Origin of the sequence: Nocardioides sp. zg-DK7169 (assembly GCF_013155365.1) — a bacterium.
GTDB lineage: Bacteria > Actinomycetota > Actinomycetes > Propionibacteriales > Nocardioidaceae > Nocardioides.
Genome location: NZ_JABJRA010000002.1, coordinates 55,588 through 73,041 on the forward strand (window position 1 = coordinate 55,588; position 17,454 = coordinate 73,041).

The following is a 17,454-nucleotide window of genomic DNA, read 5'->3' on the forward strand; positions in this document are numbered from 1 at the left end:
TCGGAGAGCTGCTGCTCAGGCCTGGAAGCCGCGGTAGGGGCGCATCGCCTTCAGCGCCATCCAGACGGTCTGCACGATGGTGATGATGCCGAGGACGGGCCAGCCGATCGCGAGGATCTCGGACTTGGTCGCCATCGAGATCGGGGCGTAGTTCCACACCGCGCCGAACCCGGCGAACACGACGGCGAGGGCGATGAAGGGGTACATCCACGCCGCGCCCTTGCCGCGCTCGGCCTTGGCCTGCGCCGCCCAGTTGTCGGTCTGCTGACGGCTGAAGAACTTCAGCCAGGCGCGCACGAAGTGGCCCATCCGGATCAGCATGTAGATCTCGGCCGGGGCGATGAGCAGCGCGAACAGGTAGTCGCGCTTGTTGCGGAACTTCATCGAGTGCGCGACGCGCAGGTTCAGCAGCACCGCTGCGGTCGGCGGGATCAGCCACCAGGCCCGGAAGACGAAGGCGTCGATGGAGACCGCGGCGATCAGCAGCATGAAGAACATCAGCCGCGTCACCATGTTGAGCACCATCGACAGGTGCTCGAACCAGCGCAGCCGCAGGTTCGGGTGGAACGGTTGGCCGCGGGTGTCGCCGCGCTGGCCGGGCCACATCAGGTCGATGGCGCCGAAGTTCCACTTCACCTGCTGGGCGTCCAGCGAGCGCAGCGTGGTCATGCCACCGACGTGGGCCCGGGCGTGCGCGGAGATCTTGGTCAGGTAGCCGGCGGACTTGATCTGCAGCGACAGCAGCGAGTCCTCGACCTCGGAGTCGTTGACCCACGGGGTGCGCTGGTGGCTGTCCTTGAGCACGTCGCGCAGCGCCTGGGTGGAGAAGATCGAGAACTGCCCGCCCAGCACCGCCATGTTGCGGCCCTTGAGCAGGTTCTGCATGTTGAACGCCGAGAACTGCGCGCGCTGGCCGGCGATGAGGAACTTCTCGACCGGGCCGCGCAGCGCGGAGTCGTCGATGGAGTAGATCGCGGAGATGCCGCCGATCCGGTCGTCGCTGGCGATCTCGTTGATCAGGTGCTCGACCGCGTCCGGCTCCGGCGTGGTGTCGCCGTCGACGCCGAGCAGGTAGTCCATGTGCTCGACCAGGGAGTAGCCGTAGTTGAGGGCGCCGACCTTCTTGTCGGGGTTCTTGCCGATGTCGTGGACGTAGACGACCGTCGACTGCTCACCGGTCGGCGTGGTGCGGGTGTGCGGCCCGGCGTAGTGCCCGGCGATCTCGACGGAGTCGTCGGTGGTGTTGTTGACGATGACGTGGATCGCGTCCGGCAGCCGGGTCTGCATGAGCAGCGCGTCCAGGACGCCGGCGATGGTCTCGCCCTCGTTGTAGGCCGGGATGACACAGCCGATGGTCGGGCGGTACGTCGGCAGCTCGTCGACGCGCTCGAGGAACTCCTCGGCGTACGCCGCCAGCCGCGGGTCGAGGGTGCGGACGTAGGGGTTCTCGACGGGCGCGGCGGGGACGGGTGCCGTCGGCAGGGCCCCGACCGCCGGCGGGCCGGGGTGCGTGGGCAGACCCGGGTGCGCGGAGCGGGTCGGCTCGCCCATCGCGTCAGTGCCCCAGAGGGGCGAGGTGGGCGGTACCTGCTCGATCCCGTGGCGAGGGTCCACGCGCTGCTCCCGTCGGTTCGGCCCGCGGTACGCCGCGTGCTGCTCGCTCTCAGTGTGGCGGCGCTGCCTCAAGGCGCCGGACCGGAAAACCCAAGATCTCCTCAAGAGACCTCGGGCCCGGCGGTCCGGCGCCTCGGACGGGGTGTTGGTCTAGCGGGGCAGGCCGCTCGCGCGCCAGCCGCCGAGGCCGGGCGAGAGCGCGCGGCGGGCGGCCCGCTCGGGGGCGGACCAGGCCGAGACGGGGCGCTTGGGGGCCGGCGCGCCGGTGCCGAGCGAGGACAGGACCGCGACCAGGGCGGCGATCTCCTCGGGCGTGGCGTCGGGGTTGACCACCCGCAGGACCGGCGCGGCCGGTGCTGCGGGGGCCGTGCCCTCGGGGACCTCGGGGCCGCTCACAGCGGGATGTTCCCGTGCTTCTTGGCCGGCAGCGACTCGCGCTTGGAGCGCAGCAGGCGCAGGGAGCGGACCACCTCGGAGCGGGTCTCGTGCGGCGCGATGACCGCGTCGACGTAGCCGCGCTCGGCCGCGATGTAGGGGTTGGCCAGGGTGGTCTCGTACTCGTCGATCAGCTCGGCACGCCGGGCCTCGACGTCGCCGCCCGCGGCCTCGACCGCGGCCAGCTCCTTGCGGTGGATGATGTTCGCCGCGCCCTGCGCGCCCATCACGGCGATCTGCGCACTCGGCCAGGCGATGTTCATGTCCGCGCCGAGGTGCTTGGAGGCCATCACGTCGTACGCGCCGCCGTAGGCCTTGCGGGTGATGATCGTGACCAGCGGGACGGTGGCCTCGGCGTAGGCGTAGATCAGCTTGGCGCCGCGGCGGATGATGCCGTTCCACTCCTGGTCGGTGCCCGGCAGGAAGCCCGGGACGTCGACGAAGGTGAGCACCGGGATGTTGAAGGCGTCGCAGAAGCGGACGAAGCGCGCGGCCTTCTCGGAGGCGTCGATGTCCAGGCAGCCGGCGAACTGCATCGGCTGGTTGGCGACGACGCCGACGGGGCGGCCCTCGACCCGGCCGAAGCCGACGATGATGTTCGGCGCGAACATCTCCTGGACCTCGAGGAAGTCCTCGTCGTCGACGATCGCCCGCACGACCTCGTGCATGTCGTAGGGCTGGTTCGGCGAGTCCGGGATGATCGTGTCGAGCGAGCGGTCCAGGTCGGAGACCTCGAGGTCGGCGACCTCGTCGTAGGACGGCAGCTCGTCGAGGTTGTTCTGCGGGAGGTAGGACAGCAGCGCCTTGACGTACTCGATGGCGTCCTCCTCGTCGGAGGCCATGTAGTGCGCGTTGCCGGACTTGGTGTTGTGGGTCCGGGCGCCGCCCAGGTCCTCCATGGTGACGTCCTCGCCGGTGACGGTCTTGATGACGTCGGGACCGGTGATGAACATGCCGGAGGTCTGGTCGACCATCACGGTGAAGTCGGTGACGGCGGGGGAGTAGACGTGCCCGCCGGCGCAGTTGCCCATGATCAGGCTGATCTGCGGGATCACGCCGGAGGCGTGCACGTTGCGCTTGAAGATCTCGCCGTACAGGCCCAGGGAGACGACACCCTCCTGGATGCGGGCGCCGGCGCCCTCGTTGATGCCGACCAGCGGCGCGCCGGTCTTGATCGCGAGGTCCATGATCTTGGTGATCTTCTCGCCGTACACCTCGCCGAGCGAGCCGCCGAAGACGGTGAAGTCCTGGGAGAAGGCGCAGACCTGGCGGCCGTTGACCGTGCCGTAGCCGATGACGACGCCGTCGCCGTACGGGCGGGTCTTCTCCAGGCCGAAGGCGGTGGAGCGGTGGCGGGCCAGCTCGTCGATCTCGACGAAGGAGCCCTCGTCGAAGAGCAGCGCGACGCGCTCGCGGGCGGTCAGGCGTCCCTTGGCGTGCTGCTTCTCGACGGCCTTGGCGGAGCCGGCGTGGACCGCCTCGTCGATGCGTCGCTCGAGGTCCGCCAGCTTGCCGGCCGTCGTGTGGATGTCCGGGGCCCCGGGGCCCGTGGGGACGTCGGTGCCTTCGCCGGGTTGTGCGCTCACTGGGTCTGCTCTCCTCGCTGGCGTCCGTGCAGGGTGTGGGCCAATGTAGTGCCCGTGACCCCCTCCCTGTCGGCGCGCCCACCACTGGACAGGACCCGGATCACTGCCGGGCCCCGGGAAGCCGGGCCCGACCTGGTCGTGGAGGTGGTCGAGGAGGCCACCTCCACCAACGCCGTCCTCGCCCAGCGGGCCCGCGACGGCGCGCCCGAGGGGCTGGTCGTGGTCGCGGAGCACCAGAGCGCCGGACGCGGGCGGCTGGACCGCAGCTGGGAGATGCCGGCCCGCTCCGGGCTGATCGTCTCGGTGCTGCTGCGCCCGACGGTGCCGACGCGGTGCTGGCCGTGGCTGCCGCTGCTCACCGGGTACGCCGTGGGGCGCACGCTGCGCGAGGCCGGGTTCCCCGCCGCCGGCGTGAAGTGGCCCAACGACGCGCTGATCCACGACCGCAAGGTCGCCGGCATCCTCGTCGAGGTCGTCGACACGCCCACCGGGATGGCCGCCGTCGTGGGGATCGGGCTCAACGTCGACCTCGCCGCCGACGAGCTCCCGGTCCCGACCGCGACCTCGTTGGCGCTCGAGGCGGGGGAGCGCGGGACACCCGACCGTGCCGAGCTGCTCGGTGAGCTGCTGGACACCCTGATGGAGACGTACGGGGCCTGGCAGCGCGACGGCGAGGAGGGTGCGCGGCGCCTGCGCGCGGCGTACCGCGACGCGTGCGTGACGCTGGGGCGCGACGTGCGCGTCGAGCTGCCCTCCGGCGCCGCGCTCCTGGGCCGCGCCACCGACATCGACGACTCCGGCCGGCTGATCGTCGAGGGACCCGACGGCCCCGTCGCCGTCGGCGCCGGTGACGTGATCCACGTCCGGCCCGCCTGAGTTCGGGCGCGCCCGCCGGTTGGCGAAGTCGTTCGACAACACGACCATGTCGGCAACGGGCTGGTCGCAGGTTGCCTGCATCGCCACGACGTTGCGCCACCTGTCGCGGGAACGAGCACGCCGGTTCCCAGTCGACCTGGCGGCCTGGGCCCGCGCTCGTGCAGACCGCACCCCCGCGGCAGTTCCGCGAGTCATCTCGGCAGCGTGCACTTCCTCGCTAAGAAGACCGACCAGCAGAGATCGTTGCGACGGACCTGATCCGACAGGACCAGCTCGCGGACCGGGTCGGGGAGCCGTTGACGCTGCCAGTCTCGCTCGATGCGGCCGGCGTCATGGTCGCCCGCGGAGTCGGCTAGGACAGCCTTGATGGCGTAGGCGGCGGCACCGAGGTCGTGCTCGGCCACGTGGCCAACGCAGGCGGCCTGACCGGCGGCATAAGCAGCGAATCGGGCGGCACCCGTCAAGGGGCGAGCCGCACCCATGGCATGACCTCCCGCGGCGCGCGCGTCCATCATGGCCATCTCACCGCGAGCCCACGCCCGACCGGCCTCGATGGCTCGCCGCGGACGGCTGTCCGCGGGGCTTTCCTCCTCGAACAGGTGCAGCACGTGCTCGGCGCACTCAGCAGCCCACAACGCGAGTAGCTGGTGATCGGCATCGGTCAGGCTGCCCCCTCGTCTGATCGTGACCATTCGGGGGTCTCGAACAGGGGGCAGAATCACAGGGCCAGCCTCTCAGCAGTCTCAAGGGCGAGCGGCCGAGTAGTGCGCGCGATCATCGGAAGATCAGGTGACTGACGGCGTCAACAGGGACACAACCAGTGAGTCCCGCCGTTGGTCGAGCGCTTCACGTGGGGCGAGCTCGTCGAGGCCCACGTCCGAGAAAGCTGAACCGAGCAGGGGTATGACCCCGCACGGCTGGCTGCTGGCGGGGTCCGGGGCGAGTGATCTAGACGTCGGGTGGGTGCGCGGTGACGAGACGGGTCTCCCCGTGGTCCTTCACGAGATGGAGCCCATGCGGTGAGCGCCAGAGGTACGTCACCGCGTCGGTCCTGTCGTAGATCCAACCGGTGTGGGTCTTGGCGCGATGGTGGCGCCGGCAGAGCGGAGCAAGGTTGCAGCTGCACGTCGGCCCGCCGTCACCGTGGGCGGTGACGTGGTCGGTGTCGCAGCGTCGGGCGGGTCGTTCGCACCACGGGAACGCGCACGCGCGCTGGGCCAGACGGGTCTGCTCGGCCAGCTTGTCCGGGATCGCGTAGGCGTCGGTGTGGTGGTGGGCGTCGAGGTCGAGGACCGGCGTGATGACCACCTGGGCGTCACCGGTGCACCACGCACGGACCTGCTCGGTCGACACGATGGACCGGGTCTCCTCGATGCGGGCGATGCCCACCTCGTCGCGGCTGATCGCGGCGTCGGAGAGGTGCACGTGGATCACCACCTGGCGCGGCTTCACCACGCTCGCGGCACCGTCACCGCCCTCGCCACGCAGGTCGAACGCGAGCTGGCGCCGGGCCAGCTCACCGGCCGCCACCGAGCGGCGTACGTCGAGCGACTCGGTGGACCCGAGCGCCGCGAGCTCCTCGGCCCCCTGACGGATCGCGGCGTCCAGATCCATCGCGTCGGCGAGGTCGAGCTCGCCGTCCACCCGCACGGTCCCGTCGTGGGTGGCCTCGTCGGTGTGCACGTCGAACCGGCGTCCGTCGGCCGCCTCCCGGCGCCGCCTCTCCGCACCCTCGGGGTCGAAGGCGACCCGGGCGTGGTCAACGAGCCGCTCGATGCCGGCCCAACCGACTCTTCCGACGCTCCCGGCGAGCTGGCGGTCCACGAAGTCCGCGCCGTCCGGCGGCAGGCTCACGGTGAGCTGCGCGAGCCGGCGCCCCTTCCAGACCGGGACCTCACCGGCACGCATCTGCTGCCAGGTCCGCGGCAACCGGTGCGCCAGCTCCAGCGCCGCACCCACCAACGCACGCGCGGCGTCAGTGGACATCCCGAGCGCGGCACCGAGCTCCATCGGCGCGAACTCCGCGACCAGCGGCGTGCCCTCACCACCCAGCGGCACCGCCACCTCGGCGAAGATCCATCCGGTGGTCGGTGTCTGCGGCGAGATCGACTCGGCCGGGTGCATCGCCGCCCAGGCCAGCGCGGCCTCCAGGACTCCGAACTCCGCCCGCTGCACCGCAGTCCGCTGCTCCTGCGCGAACGCCAGCACGGCGGCTGGGGAGCCGCAGTCGGGGAGCTCGGGGGAGGCCATGCCTCATCCTACTCGAACGTACGTTCGACAGAAAGAGGTTGTGGGAAGGCAAGGCAAGGACTTCCGGGCCCCGGGTATCGCCACCGCCGGGGTGTCTCGACGCTGGGTCGCGTCTCCTGGTGCGGAACGGCGAGCGCCACACGCGCCGGCTGGGCGTGCCACACGTCGGCATGGTCGAGCAGCGAGTGCCGGCGAGCTTTGCGCGCGCCCCGGGGTCCCGCTTTCCGCGAAGTGAGTCTCGGGTCACACGCCGGGGGCGGGGGATGGGATGATCTCGCCGTGCCCCTCAATCCGAAGCTCCTCAACGACGGCGAGGTCGTCGTGGTGTCGACGCGCACCCACGCCAAGGCGCTGCTCGTGCCGGTGCTCGCGCTGGTGGTGCTGCTCGCCCTCGGACTCGCGGTGCAGCTGCTCGTCGACCACGAGGTCGTGACCCTGGTCGCCTGGGTCGTGGTCGCGCTGGCGGCGGCGCGCTGGTTCCTCTGGCCGCTCCTGGAGTGGCTGACCGGCACCTACGCCTTCACCGACCGGCGGCTGATCACCCGCACCGGGGTGTTCGTGCGCCGCGGCCACGACATCCCGCTCTCGCGGATCAGCGACATCGAGATCGAGCTGCACCTCAGCGACCGGCTGCTCGGCTGCGGGACGCTCGTGATCAGCGACGCCAGCACCCACGGCCGGGTCGTCCTGCCCGACATCCCGCGCGTCGAGGACACCAAGCGTCGCGTCCACCAGCTGCTCCACGACCAGGCCACGGAGGCCACCTCCCGACATGAAGGAATCTGAGTCCCTCACCCAGGCCGCGAACCTCGAGCGCGCGATCCTGGGAGCGACCCCGACCTACACCGCCTCCGACGTGGCGGCCCAGACCGGCGTCACGGTCGACCAGGCCCGCCGGCTCTGGCGTGCCCTCGGCTTCCCCGAGACCGGGGGTGACATCGCCTTCACCCCGGCCGACACCGACGCCGTCTCCCAGATCTTCTCGATGGTGAAGACCGGGCTGATCGACTTCGACCTCGCGGTCACGGTCACCCGTGCGGTGGGCCAGACCATGTCGCGCCTCGCGGACTGGGAGACCACCGCGCTGCTGCACCGCGTCGAGGAGGTGATCGCCGAGGAGGACGACACCCCGCAGGGCCGCCTCGAGGCGGCCACTCGCATGTTCGAGGAGTTCTCCGGGCCCTTCGAGCAGCTGCTCATCTATGTCTGGCGCCGCCACCTCGCCGCGTCGGTCGCCCGGGTGGAGGCGCTCAGCGCCCGCGAGGAGGACCTGCACACCACCCAGCTGACCGTGGGCTTCGCCGACATCGTCAGCTTCACTGCGCTGTCCAACCAGCTCAGCGAGGACCGCATCGGCGACCTCGTGGAGCTCTTCGAGTCCCGTTGCGCCGACGTCGTCGCCAACCAGCGCGGCCGGGTGATCAAGAGCATCGGCGACTCCGTGCTGTTCGTGAACGACGATCCGATCGCCGCCTACGACACCGCCGCCGGGATCATCAACGTGATCGGCCGCGACCCGCGGATGCCCGACGTGCGCGTCGGACTGGCCAGTGGTCTGGTCGTCATGCGGCTCGGCGACGTCTTCGGCCCGCCGGTCAACATGGCCGCCCGGCTCACCGCCGTGGCCCGCCGCAACCGCATCATCATCGACGCGCGCACCGCGGAACTGCTGCCCGACGACCAGTTCGAGACCCGTCGGCTCCCCGCCCGGCCGGTGCGCGGCTTCGGCCTCGTGGAGCCCGTCTCGGTGCGCCGCAGCTGAGCCTCGGTCGCTGGTACGAAGTTGCCAGTGGCACTTTCTCCCAAATCCCGCGTGACGGACGACACGTCCTCCTACCGTGGGGCGGGTGTACGAGGTGCAGGACGTCCGGCTCGACCCGGAGAGCCGCCGGGTCTGGCGTGGTGAGACCGAGGTCGTCCTGTCGCGCAAGGAGTTCGAGCTGCTCGAGGCCCTCATCTCCCGGGCAGGGGAGATCGTGACCCGCGAGCGGCTCATGAACGACGTCTGGGACACGACGTTCTGGACCTCCTCGAAGACCATCGACGTCCACCTGGGCTGGGTGCGCCGCAAGCTCGGCGACGACAGCCGTGCCCCCCACCTGATCACCACCGTCCGCGGGCAGGGTCTGCGTTTCGAGACGGGCGCGCCGAGCCCGCGGGGGCCCGTCTCCTAGAGTTCAGGCCGTGTCCGAGCCCGCCCCCACCCTCGCCGTCATCGGCGGCGGCCAGCTCGCGCGGATGATGGCCCAGCCGGCCATCGCGCTGGGCCTGCCGCTGCGCCTGCTCGCGGAGGCGCCCGGCGTCTCCGCCGCGCAGGTCATCCCCGACCAGATCGTGGGGGACTACCGCGACCTGGACACCCTGCGCCGGGTGAGCGAGGGCTGCGCGGTGGTCACCTTCGACCACGAGCACGTGCCGACCGACCACCTCCACGCCCTCGAGGCCGACGGCATCGCGGTGCGTCCCGGCCCGGAGGCGCTGGTCCACGCCCAGGACAAGGGCGTCATGCGCGAGCGGCTCGCAGCCCTCGGCGTACCGTGCCCGCGCAACGCGATCGTCGCCGACGTCGCCGACGTCGAGGCGTTCGGCCTGCCGTGCGTCCTCAAGACCACCCGCGGCGGGTACGACGGCAAGGGCGTGTGGTTCGTGCGCTCCGCCGAGGACTGCGCCGAGCCGTTCGCGGCGGCGGCCGCGGCCGGCGTGCGCCTGCTCGCCGAGGAGCTCGTCGACTTCCGCCGCGAGCTGTCCGCGCTGGTGGCCCGCTCGCCCAGCGGCCAGGCGGCGGCGTACCCCGTCGTGGCCAGCACCCAGAAGGACGGCATCTGCCACGAGGTGATCGCCCCGGCGCCCGACCTCGACCCCGACCTGGCCGGGCACGCCCAGGAGATCGCACTGCGCATCGCCGGCGAGCTCGGCGTGACCGGCGTGCTGGCGGTGGAGCTCTTCGAGACCACCGACGGCCGGGTGCTGGTCAACGAGCTGGCGATGCGCCCGCACAACACCGGGCACTGGACCCAGGACGGCGCGGTGACCTCGCAGTTCGAGAACCACCTGCGCGCGGTGCTGGACCTGCCCCTCGGCTCGCCCGCCCCTCGCGCCCGCTGGACGGTGATGGTCAACATCCTCGGCGGCCCCGACGCCGAGGTCGGGCGGCTCTTCGACGGCTACCCGCACGCCCTGGCGCGCGACCCGCGCCTGCGGGTGCACCTGTACGGCAAGGACCTGCGCCCCGGGCGCAAGGTCGGCCACGTCAACGCCTACGGCGACGATCTCGAGGACTGCCTGGAGCGGGCGCGGCACGCCGCCGCCTGGTTCCGCGGCGACCTCGGCAACGAGAGCGAGTGACCCTGATGAGTGAGCAGCAGCAGCCGCGCGTCGGCATCGTGATGGGCTCCGACTCCGACTGGCCGGTCATGCAGGCCGCCGGCGAGGCGCTGGCCGAGTTCGACATCGCCTTCGAGGCCGACGTCGTCTCGGCGCACCGGATGCCCGAGGAGATGATCGACTACGGCAAGCAGGCCGCCGGTCGAGGGCTCTCGGTGATCGTCGCCGGCGCCGGGGGAGCGGCCCACCTGCCCGGCATGCTGGCCGCGGTCACCCCGCTGCCGGTGATCGGCGTGCCGGTGCCGCTGGCCCACCTCGACGGCATGGACTCGCTGCTCTCGATCGTGCAGATGCCCGCGGGCGTCCCTGTCGCGACCGTCGCCGTCGGCAACGCCCGCAACGCCGGGCTGCTGGCGGTGCGGATCCTGGCCGCGACCGACCCGGTGCTGCAACAGCGGATGGTCGACTTCCAGGCCGAGCTCAAGGCCGCCGCCCACCGCAAGGGCGAGGTCGTGCGCGGCGCCGCCGCCCCGCGACGCGCGGGCTTCTGAGACCGGCGCGATGAGCGGGCCGGCGCCCCCACCGGGCCGGTTCGTCGCGCTCGACGTCGCCCGCTGCCTGGCGCTGCTGGGCATGGTGGCGACCCACGTCGTCGCGCCCCGCGACCCCGACGGCACGCTGAGCGCTGCGCAGTGGCTGGCCGGCGGACGGGCCTCCGCGCTGTTCGCGGTGCTCGCCGGCGTCACGATCGCCCTGGCCACCGGCGGGCCCACGCCGTACGTCGGGCGCGAGCGGTGGGCGCGCTGCGCCTCGCTGGCCGTGCGGGCCCTGCTGGTGGCCGGCCTCGGCCTGCTGCTGGGTCTGCCCGACTCCGGGCTGGCGGTGATCCTCACCTACTACGGCGTGCTGTTCCTGCTCGGCCTGCCCTTCGTCGCCCTGCGCGCCCCCGCCCTGTTCGCGCTCGCGGCGCTGTGGGCGGTGGTGGCGCCCCTCGTGTCGCACCTGGTGCGCCCGCACCTGCCCGACCGCGGCTACGAGAGCCCGGACCCCTCCCAGCTCGCCGAGCCGGGCAGGCTGCTCGCCGAGCTGCTGTTTACCGGCTACTACCCGGCGTTCGCGTGGCTGGCGCTGCTGCTGCTCGGGATGGCGATCGGGCGCACCGACCTGAGGAGCCGCGCCGTCGGCGTCGCGCTGGCGGCCGGCGGCCTCGCGCTCGCGGTGGGGGCGACCCTGCTCTCGCGGGCGCTGACCGCCCGGGCCGACGTGGTCGAGGCGCTGCTGGACGGGCGCTGGGAGACCAGCGGCCCCGAGGTGCTCGACGCCGTCGCGACCGGGATGGGCGGCACCACCCCGACCGAGGGTGCCTGGCAGTGGCTGCTGGTGGTGGCGCCGCACAGTGCGACGCCGTTCGACCTGGCCCAGGCCGGCGGCAGCGCCGCCGCGGTGATCGGGCTGTGCCTGCTCGTCGTCGCCCTGCTCCCGGAGACCGCCACGATCGCGCTGCGGGTGCTCGCCGGGGCCGGCACGATGACGCTGAGCCTCTACGCCCTGCACATCGTGCTGCGCACCGAGGCGCTGTGGCCGCCGGACGAGGGGTCCTTCCACTGGCACGCGCTGGTGCTGCTCGGGATCGGTGCGGCGTACGTCGCGGCGGGCCGGCGCGGACCCCTGGAGCGGCTGGTGGGCCGCCTGTCCGCGCCGGCCGGCGAGCGGGTCAGGAGCCCGGGAGCGCCCCGACCAGCTGGTCGGGGGTGACCGGGATCTGACGCAGCGGGATCCCGACGGCGTGGCGCACGGCGTTGAGGACCGCCGCGGAGGTGCCGACGATCCCGATCTCGCCGATGCCACGCGAGCCCATCGGGGTGGCCAGCTGGTCGTCCTCCTCCAGCCAGTCCGCCCGCAGGTCCTGGACGTCGGCATGGGTGGCCACGTGGTAGGTCGCGAGGTCCTGGGTGACGAAGTGGCCGAACCGCGGGTCGCGCCACGACTCCTCGAGCAGCGCCGCGGAGAGCCCCATGACCAGGCCGCCGAGCAGCTGGGAGCGGGCGGTGCGCGGGTTGATCACCCGGCCGACCGAGTAGACGCCGTGCAGCCGGGGGACCCGCACCTCGCCGGTGAGCCGGTGCACCCGGGCCTCGGCGAACACCGCGCCGAAGGAGTGCATGGCGTGGGTCTGCGCGGCGCGGTGCTCCGCGGCGGACGCCGTCGTGCTCACGCCGGGGTCGGGGGAGGGCCCGTGGTCGGCGCGGAACTGCTGCGCGGCGGCGACGATCGCGGTGCCCCACGAGCTGGTCCCCGAGGAGCCGCCGGCGACGGTCGCGCTCGGCAGCGTCGTGTCGGCGATCTCCAGGTCGATCGTCGTCACCGGGCAGCCGAGCGCGTCGGCGGCGATCTGGGCCAGCACCGTGCGGGCACCGGTGCCGATGTCGACCGCGCCGATCGAGACCGCGTAGCACCCGTCGGGCAGCGCCGTGATCCGCGCCTGGTTCCCCGGCTGGCGCATCATCGGGTACGTCGCGGAGGCGACGCCGGTGCCGACCCACCACTCGCCGTCCAGGCGGGCCCCGGCCTCGGAGGGCCGCTCGCTCCAGCCGAACCCCTCGGCCCCGCGCTCGAGGCACTCCACCAGCCGCCGGTCGTTCCAGGGCAGCCCGGTCTCGGGGTCGGTCTCCGGCTCGTTGCGCAGCCGCAGCTCCACGGGGTCCACCCCGGCGGCGATCGCGAGGTCGTCCATCGCCACCTCGTGGGCGAACATGCCCGGCATCTCGCCGGGCGCGCGCATCCAGGACGGGACGGTGACGTCGAGGCGCGCGAGGCGGTGGGTGGTGCGCCGGTGCGGCGCGGCGTACATCATCCGGGTGGGGGTGGCGGTCTGCTCGGCGTACTCGCGGATCCGGGAGGTCTGCTCGAGCGCGTGGTGCTCGATCGCGGTCAGGACGCCGTCGGCGTGGGCGCCCAGGCGGATCTTGGAGATGGTGGCGGTGCGGTAGCCGGTCATCGCGAACATCTGCTGGCGGGTCACCGCGAGGCGTACCCAGCGTCCCGGCACCGCGCGGGCGGCCAGGGCCGCCGCGACCTCGTGGCTGTGCGGCTCGCCCTTGCTGCCGAACCCGCCCCCGACGTACGACGCCGTGACGCGCACCTGCTCCGGCTCGAGGCCGAGCAGCGGGGCGAGGGCCGTGGCCACGCCGTGCACGCCCTGGGTGGAGTCGTGCAGGGTCAGCACCGGGCCCTCCGCGTCGGGCTCCCAGCGCGCCACCACGGCGTGCGGCTCGAGCGGGTTGTTGGACTCGTAGGCGGTGCGGTAGGTCTCCTCGACCACCACCTCGGCGGCCGCGAGCGCCGCGTCGACGTCGCCCTCCTCGGTGTCGGTCGGGAGGTCGGGGTTGACCGACTCGGGGCGGTGCACGGCGTTGTCCTCGCGCAGCTCCGCCTCGTGAGGGCGCTCGGCGTAGGTGACGCCGACCAGCGCGGCCCCCTCCCGTGCTGCCTCGGAGGTCTCGGCGAGGACCAGCGCCACGATCTGGCCCCGGTAGCCGACCTCGGCGTCCTGGAGGATCACCAGCTCGGCGTTGTCGGACTCCTCCAGGCGCGGCGCGGTCGTGTGGTCGAGCACCGCCACCACCCCGGGGTGGGCGAGTGCCTGGGAGTGGTCGACGGCGGTCACCCGGCCGCGGGCGACCGTGCTGGTCACCAGCCAGGCGTGCAGCGCGTCGCTCGGGGCCTGCTCGATCGCATACCTCGCGCGTCCGGTGACCTTCTCCACCCCGTCGGCGCGCTCGAGGGAGCGGCCCATCTCCGAGGGCACGACGCGGACGGGGTCGACCTCGACCTGCGGGGTCTGCGGGCTCATCGGGGGCCTCCCTGGCGCAGCCGGTCGAGGACGAGCACGGTCGCGCCCTCCACCAGCGTGGTCTTGTAGGCGGTCTGGTCGTCGGTCTCGGCTGCCTCGAGCTCGACACGGACGGCGGCACGCACCGCCTCCTCGTCGGGGACCCGGCCGCGCAGCTCCTCCTCGGCGCGGGTGGCGCGCCACGGCTTGTGGGCGACGCCGCCCCACGCGATGCGGGCCTCGCGCACGGTGCCGTCCTCGGCGAGGTCCAGGGCGGCGGCGACGGAGACCAGCGCGAAGGCGTACGACGCGCGGTCGCGCGCCTTGTAATAGCCCGAGCGCCGGGCGCCGGGGGAGTCGGGCAGCTCCACGGCGGTGATCAGCTCCCCGTGGCGCAGCGTGGTGTCGTCCTGCGGGCGGTCCCCGGGCAGCCGGTGCAGGTCGGCCACGGGGACGCGACGCTCCCCGTCGGGGCCGAGGACCACGACGGTGGCGTCCACCGCGGCCAGCGCCACCGCGAGGTCGGAGGGGTGCACGGTGACGCACTCCTCGCTGGCCCCGAGCACCGCGTTGTAGCGGGCATGCCCGCCGCGCGCGGAGCACCCGGTGCCGGGCTCGCGCTTGTTGCACGGCGTGGTGACGTCCTGGAAGTACACGCAGCGGGTGCGCTGGAGCAGGTTGCCGCCGGTGGTGGCCTGGTTGCGGATCTGGCCCGACGCCCCGGACAGCAGGGCCCGGGCGACGACGGGGAACCGCTCGCGCACCCGCCGGTCCGCGGCGAGGTCGCTGTTGCGGACGTTGGCGCCGATCCGCAGCCCGGTGCCGAGCGGCCCGGGAAGGTCGCCGACCTCCTCGACGGCGTCCATCGGCAGCCGGCTGACGTCGACCAGGGTGCCGGGGCGGGCGACCCCGAGCTTGAGGTGGTCGACGAGGTTGGTGCCGCCGGCCAGGAAGCGGGCCTCCGGGTCGCCGCTCACCGCGGCCACGGCCGCGGCGGCGTCGTCGGGACGCAGGTAGGTCAGCTCCCTCATGCCTGGGCCTCCGCGCTCTCGCGGACCGCGGCGAGGATCCCGGCGTACGCGCCGCAGCGGCACAGGTTGCCGCTCATCCGCTCCCGGATCTCCTCGTCGCTGAGGGTCCGCGCCTCGACGTCCTCGCCGAGGTCGGGGGTCACGTGGCTCGGGCAGCCGCGCGCCGCCTCGTCGAGCGCGCCGACGGCCGAGCAGACCTGGCCGGGGGTGCAGTAGCCGCACTGGAGGCCGTCGTGGTCGAGGAAGGCCTGCTGCACCGGGTGCAGGGCGCCGTCCTCGCCGAGGCCCGCCGCCGTCACGATCTCGGCGCCGTCGTGGGCGACCGCGAGCGCGAGGCAGGTGAGGTGGCGCCGGCCGTCGAGCAGCACCGTGCAGGTGCCGCACTGGCCGTGGTCGCACCCCTTCTTGGGGGAGGTCACGTCGAGACGTTCGCGCAACGCGTCCAGCAGGGTCGTGCGGGTGTCCACGGTGACGGTGCGCCGTCGTCCGTCGACTGTCAGCGTGAGCTCGGCATCCATGGCGGCGCCGGTACCCGTCCGCCCGAGGGCCAACCCATCGCGGGCCGCCCAGTGAGGCCGGGGTCAGGCCGGGGTCAGGGCCGGCGCCACTCGATCGCCGGGCAGGTGTCCATCACCATCGGGACCCCGGCCTCGGTGGTGCGCTCGAAGGCGTCGAGGTCGATCACGCCGAGCTGGAACCACACGCCCCGGGCACCCACCTTGACCGCCTCGTCGGCGAACTGGCCGGCGGCCTCGGAGCGGCGGAACACGTCGACCACGTCGATCGGGAACGGGACGTCGACCAGGGAGGCGTACCCCTGCTCGCCCAGGACGGTCGGCGCACTGGGGTGGATGGGCACGATGCGCTTGCCGCGGGCCTGCAGCTGCGCCGCGATCTGGTACGCCGTGCGCGTGGTGTCGCCGGACAGGCCGACCACGGCCCAGGTGGTGCAGTCCTCGAGCAGGAAGCGGAGCGTCTCGCGGTCCTGCCAGGCCGGGGCGCCGGGCGGCTGGGGGCTCGTGGAGGTCATGGGCGTCACGATAGCCACGAGGACCCTCATCGCGGAGTCCCGCCGGGGCGCGGCCTGCGCAGATCGGAGGGTCTGCCCGACTAGGCTGGGCAGCGCATTCGGTCGAACCTGACCCTGTCGAGCCAGGCCGCCCGGCCCGGTTCCGGCGACCATCCTCAGGCAACCTCACCAGGAGCAGCACCTTGGCATCCATCGAAGCTGTCGGCGCCCGCGAGATCCTCGACTCGCGCGGCAACCCCACCGTCGAGGTCGAGGTCCTCCTCGACGACGGTGCGTTCGGCCGCGCTGCCGTCCCGAGCGGCGCCTCGACCGGCGCGTTCGAGGCCGTCGAGCTGCGCGACGGCGGGGACCGCTACCTCGGCAAGGGCGTGCTGAAGGCCGTCGACGCCGTGGTGCAGCAGATCGGTCCCGCGGTCGAGGGCCTCGACGCCGACGACCAGCGCCTCGTCGACCAGGCGATGCTCGACCTCGACGCGACGCCCAACAAGGGCGCCCTCGGCGCCAACGCGATCCTCGGCGTCTCGCTGGCCGTGGCCCGTGCGGCCTCGGAGTCCGCCGGCCTGCCGCTGTTCCGCTACGTCGGCGGCCCCAACGCCCACCTGCTCCCGGTCCCGATGATGAACATCCTCAACGGCGGTGCCCACGCGGACACCAACGTCGACATCCAGGAGTTCATGATCGCCCCGATCGGCCTGCCGACCTTCAGCGAGGCGCTGCGCTCCGGCGCGGAGGTCTACCACGCGCTCAAGTCGGTGCTGAAGAAGCGCGGCCTGGCCACCGGCGTCGGCGACGAGGGCGGCTTCGCCCCCGAGCTCGCCTCGAACCGCGCCGCGCTGGACCTGATCGCCGAGGCGATCGAGTCCACCGGCCTCAAGCTGGGCAGCGACATCGCCCTGGCGCTCGACGTCGCCGCCACCGAGTTCTGCGAGAACGGCCGCTACACCTTCGAGGGTGCGCAGAAGAGCGCCGAGGAGATGACGGCCTACTACGCCGACCTCGTCGCGGCGTACCCGATCGTCTCGATCGAGGACCCGCTGGACGAGGAGGACTGGGACGGCTGGAAGGCGATCACCGACCAGCTCGGCTCGAAGACCCAGCTGGTCGGCGACGACCTGTTCGTCACCAACGTCGAGCGCCTCCAGCGGGGCATCACCGGCGGCCAGGCCAACGCGCTGCTGGTGAAGGTCAACCAGATCGGCTCGCTGACCGAGACCCTCGACTCCGTCGAGCTCGCGCACCGCAACGGCTACCGCTCGATGATGAGCCACCGCTCGGGCGAGACCGAGGACACCACGATCGCCGACCTCGCCGTCGCGACCAACTGCGGCCAGATCAAGACCGGCGCCCCGGCGCGCTCGGAGCGGGTCGCGAAGTACAACCAGCTGCTGCGCATCGAGGAGCAGCTGGGCGACGCCGCGCGCTACGCCGGCGCCGGCGCCTTCCCGCGCTACCAGGGCTGAGCCCACCCGACCGACA

General features: G+C 72.8%; 17 protein-coding genes. 8 read left to right on the forward strand and 9 right to left on the reverse strand.

Features of this window, described 5'->3' with window-relative positions; translation table 11 throughout:
• Nucleotides 1–15 precede the first annotated feature (15 nt).
• The 3 genes from HOQ23_RS02855 to HOQ23_RS02865 all read right to left on the reverse strand — a co-directional run bounded on the left by HOQ23_RS02855 (nt 16) and on the right by HOQ23_RS02865 (nt 3,635).
• Nucleotides 16–1,551 carry a glycosyltransferase family 2 protein gene (locus tag HOQ23_RS02855; RefSeq protein WP_172211710.1) on the reverse strand — a complete coding sequence of 512 codons (1,536 nt, stop codon included), beginning with the start codon at nt 1,549–1,551 and terminating at the stop codon, nt 16–18.
• Nucleotides 1,552–1,764: 213 nt separating this feature from the next.
• The gene (locus HOQ23_RS02860) at nt 1,765–2,010 is read right to left on the reverse strand and encodes an acyl-CoA carboxylase subunit epsilon (RefSeq protein ID WP_172211712.1); all 246 of its coding nucleotides are present in this window, start codon (nt 2,008–2,010) and stop codon (nt 1,765–1,767) included.
• The gene (locus HOQ23_RS02865) at nt 2,007–3,635 is read right to left on the reverse strand and encodes an acyl-CoA carboxylase subunit beta (protein ID WP_172211714.1); all 1,629 of its coding nucleotides are present in this window, start codon (nt 3,633–3,635) and stop codon (nt 2,007–2,009) included. The genes HOQ23_RS02860 and HOQ23_RS02865 overlap by 4 nt, the downstream gene beginning before the upstream one ends.
• A 54-nt stretch (nt 3,636–3,689) precedes the next feature.
• Here HOQ23_RS02865 and HOQ23_RS02870 point away from each other — a divergent pair, with 54 nt between their 5' ends.
• Nucleotides 3,690–4,511 carry a biotin--[acetyl-CoA-carboxylase] ligase gene (locus HOQ23_RS02870; RefSeq protein ID WP_367650343.1) on the forward strand — a complete coding sequence of 274 codons (822 nt, stop codon included), beginning with the start codon at nt 3,690–3,692 and terminating at the stop codon, nt 4,509–4,511.
• A 191-nt stretch (nt 4,512–4,702) separates the two neighbouring features.
• On the opposite strand, the gene HOQ23_RS02875 is transcribed toward HOQ23_RS02870, so the two are convergent.
• Together HOQ23_RS02875 and HOQ23_RS02880 are read right to left on the reverse strand one after the other, a co-directional pair.
• Nucleotides 4,703–5,203 carry a putative immunity protein gene (locus tag HOQ23_RS02875; protein ID WP_216653559.1) on the reverse strand — a complete coding sequence of 167 codons (501 nt, stop codon included), beginning with the start codon at nt 5,201–5,203 and terminating at the stop codon, nt 4,703–4,705.
• A 256-nt stretch (nt 5,204–5,459) separates the two neighbouring features.
• Nucleotides 5,460–6,761: an HNH endonuclease signature motif containing protein gene (locus HOQ23_RS02880; protein WP_172211718.1), complete on the reverse strand. Its 1,302-nt coding sequence runs from the start codon at nt 6,759–6,761 to the stop codon at nt 5,460–5,462.
• A gap of 279 nt (nt 6,762–7,040) precedes the next feature.
• Here HOQ23_RS02880 and HOQ23_RS02885 point away from each other — a divergent pair, with 279 nt between their 5' ends.
• The 6 genes from HOQ23_RS02885 to HOQ23_RS02910 all read left to right on the forward strand — a co-directional run bounded on the left by HOQ23_RS02885 (nt 7,041) and on the right by HOQ23_RS02910 (nt 11,840).
• Nucleotides 7,041–7,547: a PH domain-containing protein gene (locus HOQ23_RS02885; RefSeq protein ID WP_172211720.1), complete on the forward strand. Its 507-nt coding sequence runs from the start codon at nt 7,041–7,043 to the stop codon at nt 7,545–7,547.
• Nucleotides 7,534–8,523, forward strand: a complete 990-nt coding sequence (locus HOQ23_RS02890) for an adenylate/guanylate cyclase domain-containing protein (RefSeq protein ID WP_172211722.1) — start codon at nt 7,534–7,536, stop codon at nt 8,521–8,523. Before HOQ23_RS02885 ends, HOQ23_RS02890 begins: the two co-directional genes overlap by 14 nt.
• 85 nt (nt 8,524–8,608) lie before the next feature.
• Nucleotides 8,609–8,935, forward strand: coding sequence for a winged helix-turn-helix domain-containing protein (locus HOQ23_RS02895; protein WP_172211724.1), 327 nt, complete (start codon nt 8,609–8,611; stop codon nt 8,933–8,935).
• 10 nt (nt 8,936–8,945) lie between these two features.
• Complete coding sequence (locus tag HOQ23_RS02900; RefSeq protein ID WP_172211726.1) at nt 8,946–10,106, forward strand: 5-(carboxyamino)imidazole ribonucleotide synthase; 1,161 nt, start codon at nt 8,946–8,948, stop codon at nt 10,104–10,106.
• 5 nt (nt 10,107–10,111) lie between these two features.
• Nucleotides 10,112–10,636 (forward strand): 5-(carboxyamino)imidazole ribonucleotide mutase, encoded by a 525-nt coding sequence (gene purE, locus HOQ23_RS02905; RefSeq protein ID WP_172211728.1) that lies wholly within the window; start codon nt 10,112–10,114, stop codon nt 10,634–10,636.
• A gap of 10 nt (nt 10,637–10,646) precedes the next feature.
• Nucleotides 10,647–11,840 carry a heparan-alpha-glucosaminide N-acetyltransferase domain-containing protein gene (locus HOQ23_RS02910; protein WP_172211730.1) on the forward strand — a complete coding sequence of 398 codons (1,194 nt, stop codon included), beginning with the start codon at nt 10,647–10,649 and terminating at the stop codon, nt 11,838–11,840.
• Here the strand turns inward: HOQ23_RS02910 and HOQ23_RS02915 are convergent.
• The 4 genes from HOQ23_RS02915 to HOQ23_RS02930 form a co-directional block, all read right to left on the reverse strand.
• On the reverse strand, nt 11,800–13,938 hold the full coding sequence (locus HOQ23_RS02915; protein WP_253945129.1) for a xanthine dehydrogenase family protein molybdopterin-binding subunit: 2,139 nt from the start codon (nt 13,936–13,938) through the stop codon (nt 11,800–11,802). The two genes, HOQ23_RS02910 and HOQ23_RS02915, sit on opposite strands and share 41 nt — an antisense overlap.
• Nucleotides 13,935–14,948, reverse strand: coding sequence for a xanthine dehydrogenase family protein subunit M (locus HOQ23_RS02920; protein WP_172211732.1), 1,014 nt, complete (start codon nt 14,946–14,948; stop codon nt 13,935–13,937). Before HOQ23_RS02920 ends, HOQ23_RS02915 begins: the two co-directional genes overlap by 4 nt.
• A complete protein-coding gene (locus HOQ23_RS02925) occupies nt 14,945–15,466 on the reverse strand; it encodes a 2Fe-2S iron-sulfur cluster-binding protein (protein WP_172211734.1) in 522 nt (173 codons plus the stop codon). The genes HOQ23_RS02920 and HOQ23_RS02925 overlap by 4 nt, the downstream gene beginning before the upstream one ends.
• A 74-nt stretch (nt 15,467–15,540) precedes the next feature.
• Entirely contained in the window at nt 15,541–15,978 is a 438-nt protein-coding gene (locus HOQ23_RS02930; protein ID WP_172211736.1) for a CoA-binding protein, read from the reverse strand.
• A 182-nt stretch (nt 15,979–16,160) separates the two neighbouring features.
• Between HOQ23_RS02930 and eno the strand changes: the two genes are divergently transcribed.
• Nucleotides 16,161–17,438, forward strand: a complete 1,278-nt coding sequence (gene eno, locus HOQ23_RS02935; RefSeq protein ID WP_172211738.1) for a phosphopyruvate hydratase — start codon at nt 16,161–16,163, stop codon at nt 17,436–17,438.
• The last annotated feature ends 16 nt before the right edge of the window (nt 17,439–17,454 follow it).

Bases quoted from the DNA above. Each gene is read 5' to 3' on its own strand.
- HOQ23_RS02855 (WP_172211710.1), bottom strand. From the start codon at position 1,551: ATGGGCGAGCCGACCCGCTCCGCGCACCCGGGTCTGCCCACGCACCCC.
- HOQ23_RS02915 (WP_253945129.1), bottom strand. From the start codon at position 13,938: ATGAGCCCGCAGACCCCGCAGGTCGAGGTCGACCCCGTCCGCGTCGTG.
- HOQ23_RS02880 (WP_172211718.1), bottom strand. From the start codon at position 6,761: ATGGCCTCCCCCGAGCTCCCCGACTGCGGCTCCCCAGCCGCCGTGCTG.
- HOQ23_RS02875 (WP_216653559.1), bottom strand. From the start codon at position 5,203: ATGGTCACGATCAGACGAGGGGGCAGCCTGACCGATGCCGATCACCAG.
- HOQ23_RS02930 (WP_172211736.1), bottom strand. From the start codon at position 15,978: ATGACCTCCACGAGCCCCCAGCCGCCCGGCGCCCCGGCCTGGCAGGAC.
- purE (WP_172211728.1), top strand. From the start codon at position 10,112: ATGAGTGAGCAGCAGCAGCCGCGCGTCGGCATCGTGATGGGCTCCGAC.
- HOQ23_RS02920 (WP_172211732.1), bottom strand. From the start codon at position 14,948: ATGAGGGAGCTGACCTACCTGCGTCCCGACGACGCCGCCGCGGCCGTG.
- HOQ23_RS02910 (WP_172211730.1), top strand. From the start codon at position 10,647: ATGAGCGGGCCGGCGCCCCCACCGGGCCGGTTCGTCGCGCTCGACGTC.
- HOQ23_RS02925 (WP_172211734.1), bottom strand. From the start codon at position 15,466: ATGGATGCCGAGCTCACGCTGACAGTCGACGGACGACGGCGCACCGTC.
- HOQ23_RS02890 (WP_172211722.1), top strand. From the start codon at position 7,534: ATGAAGGAATCTGAGTCCCTCACCCAGGCCGCGAACCTCGAGCGCGCG.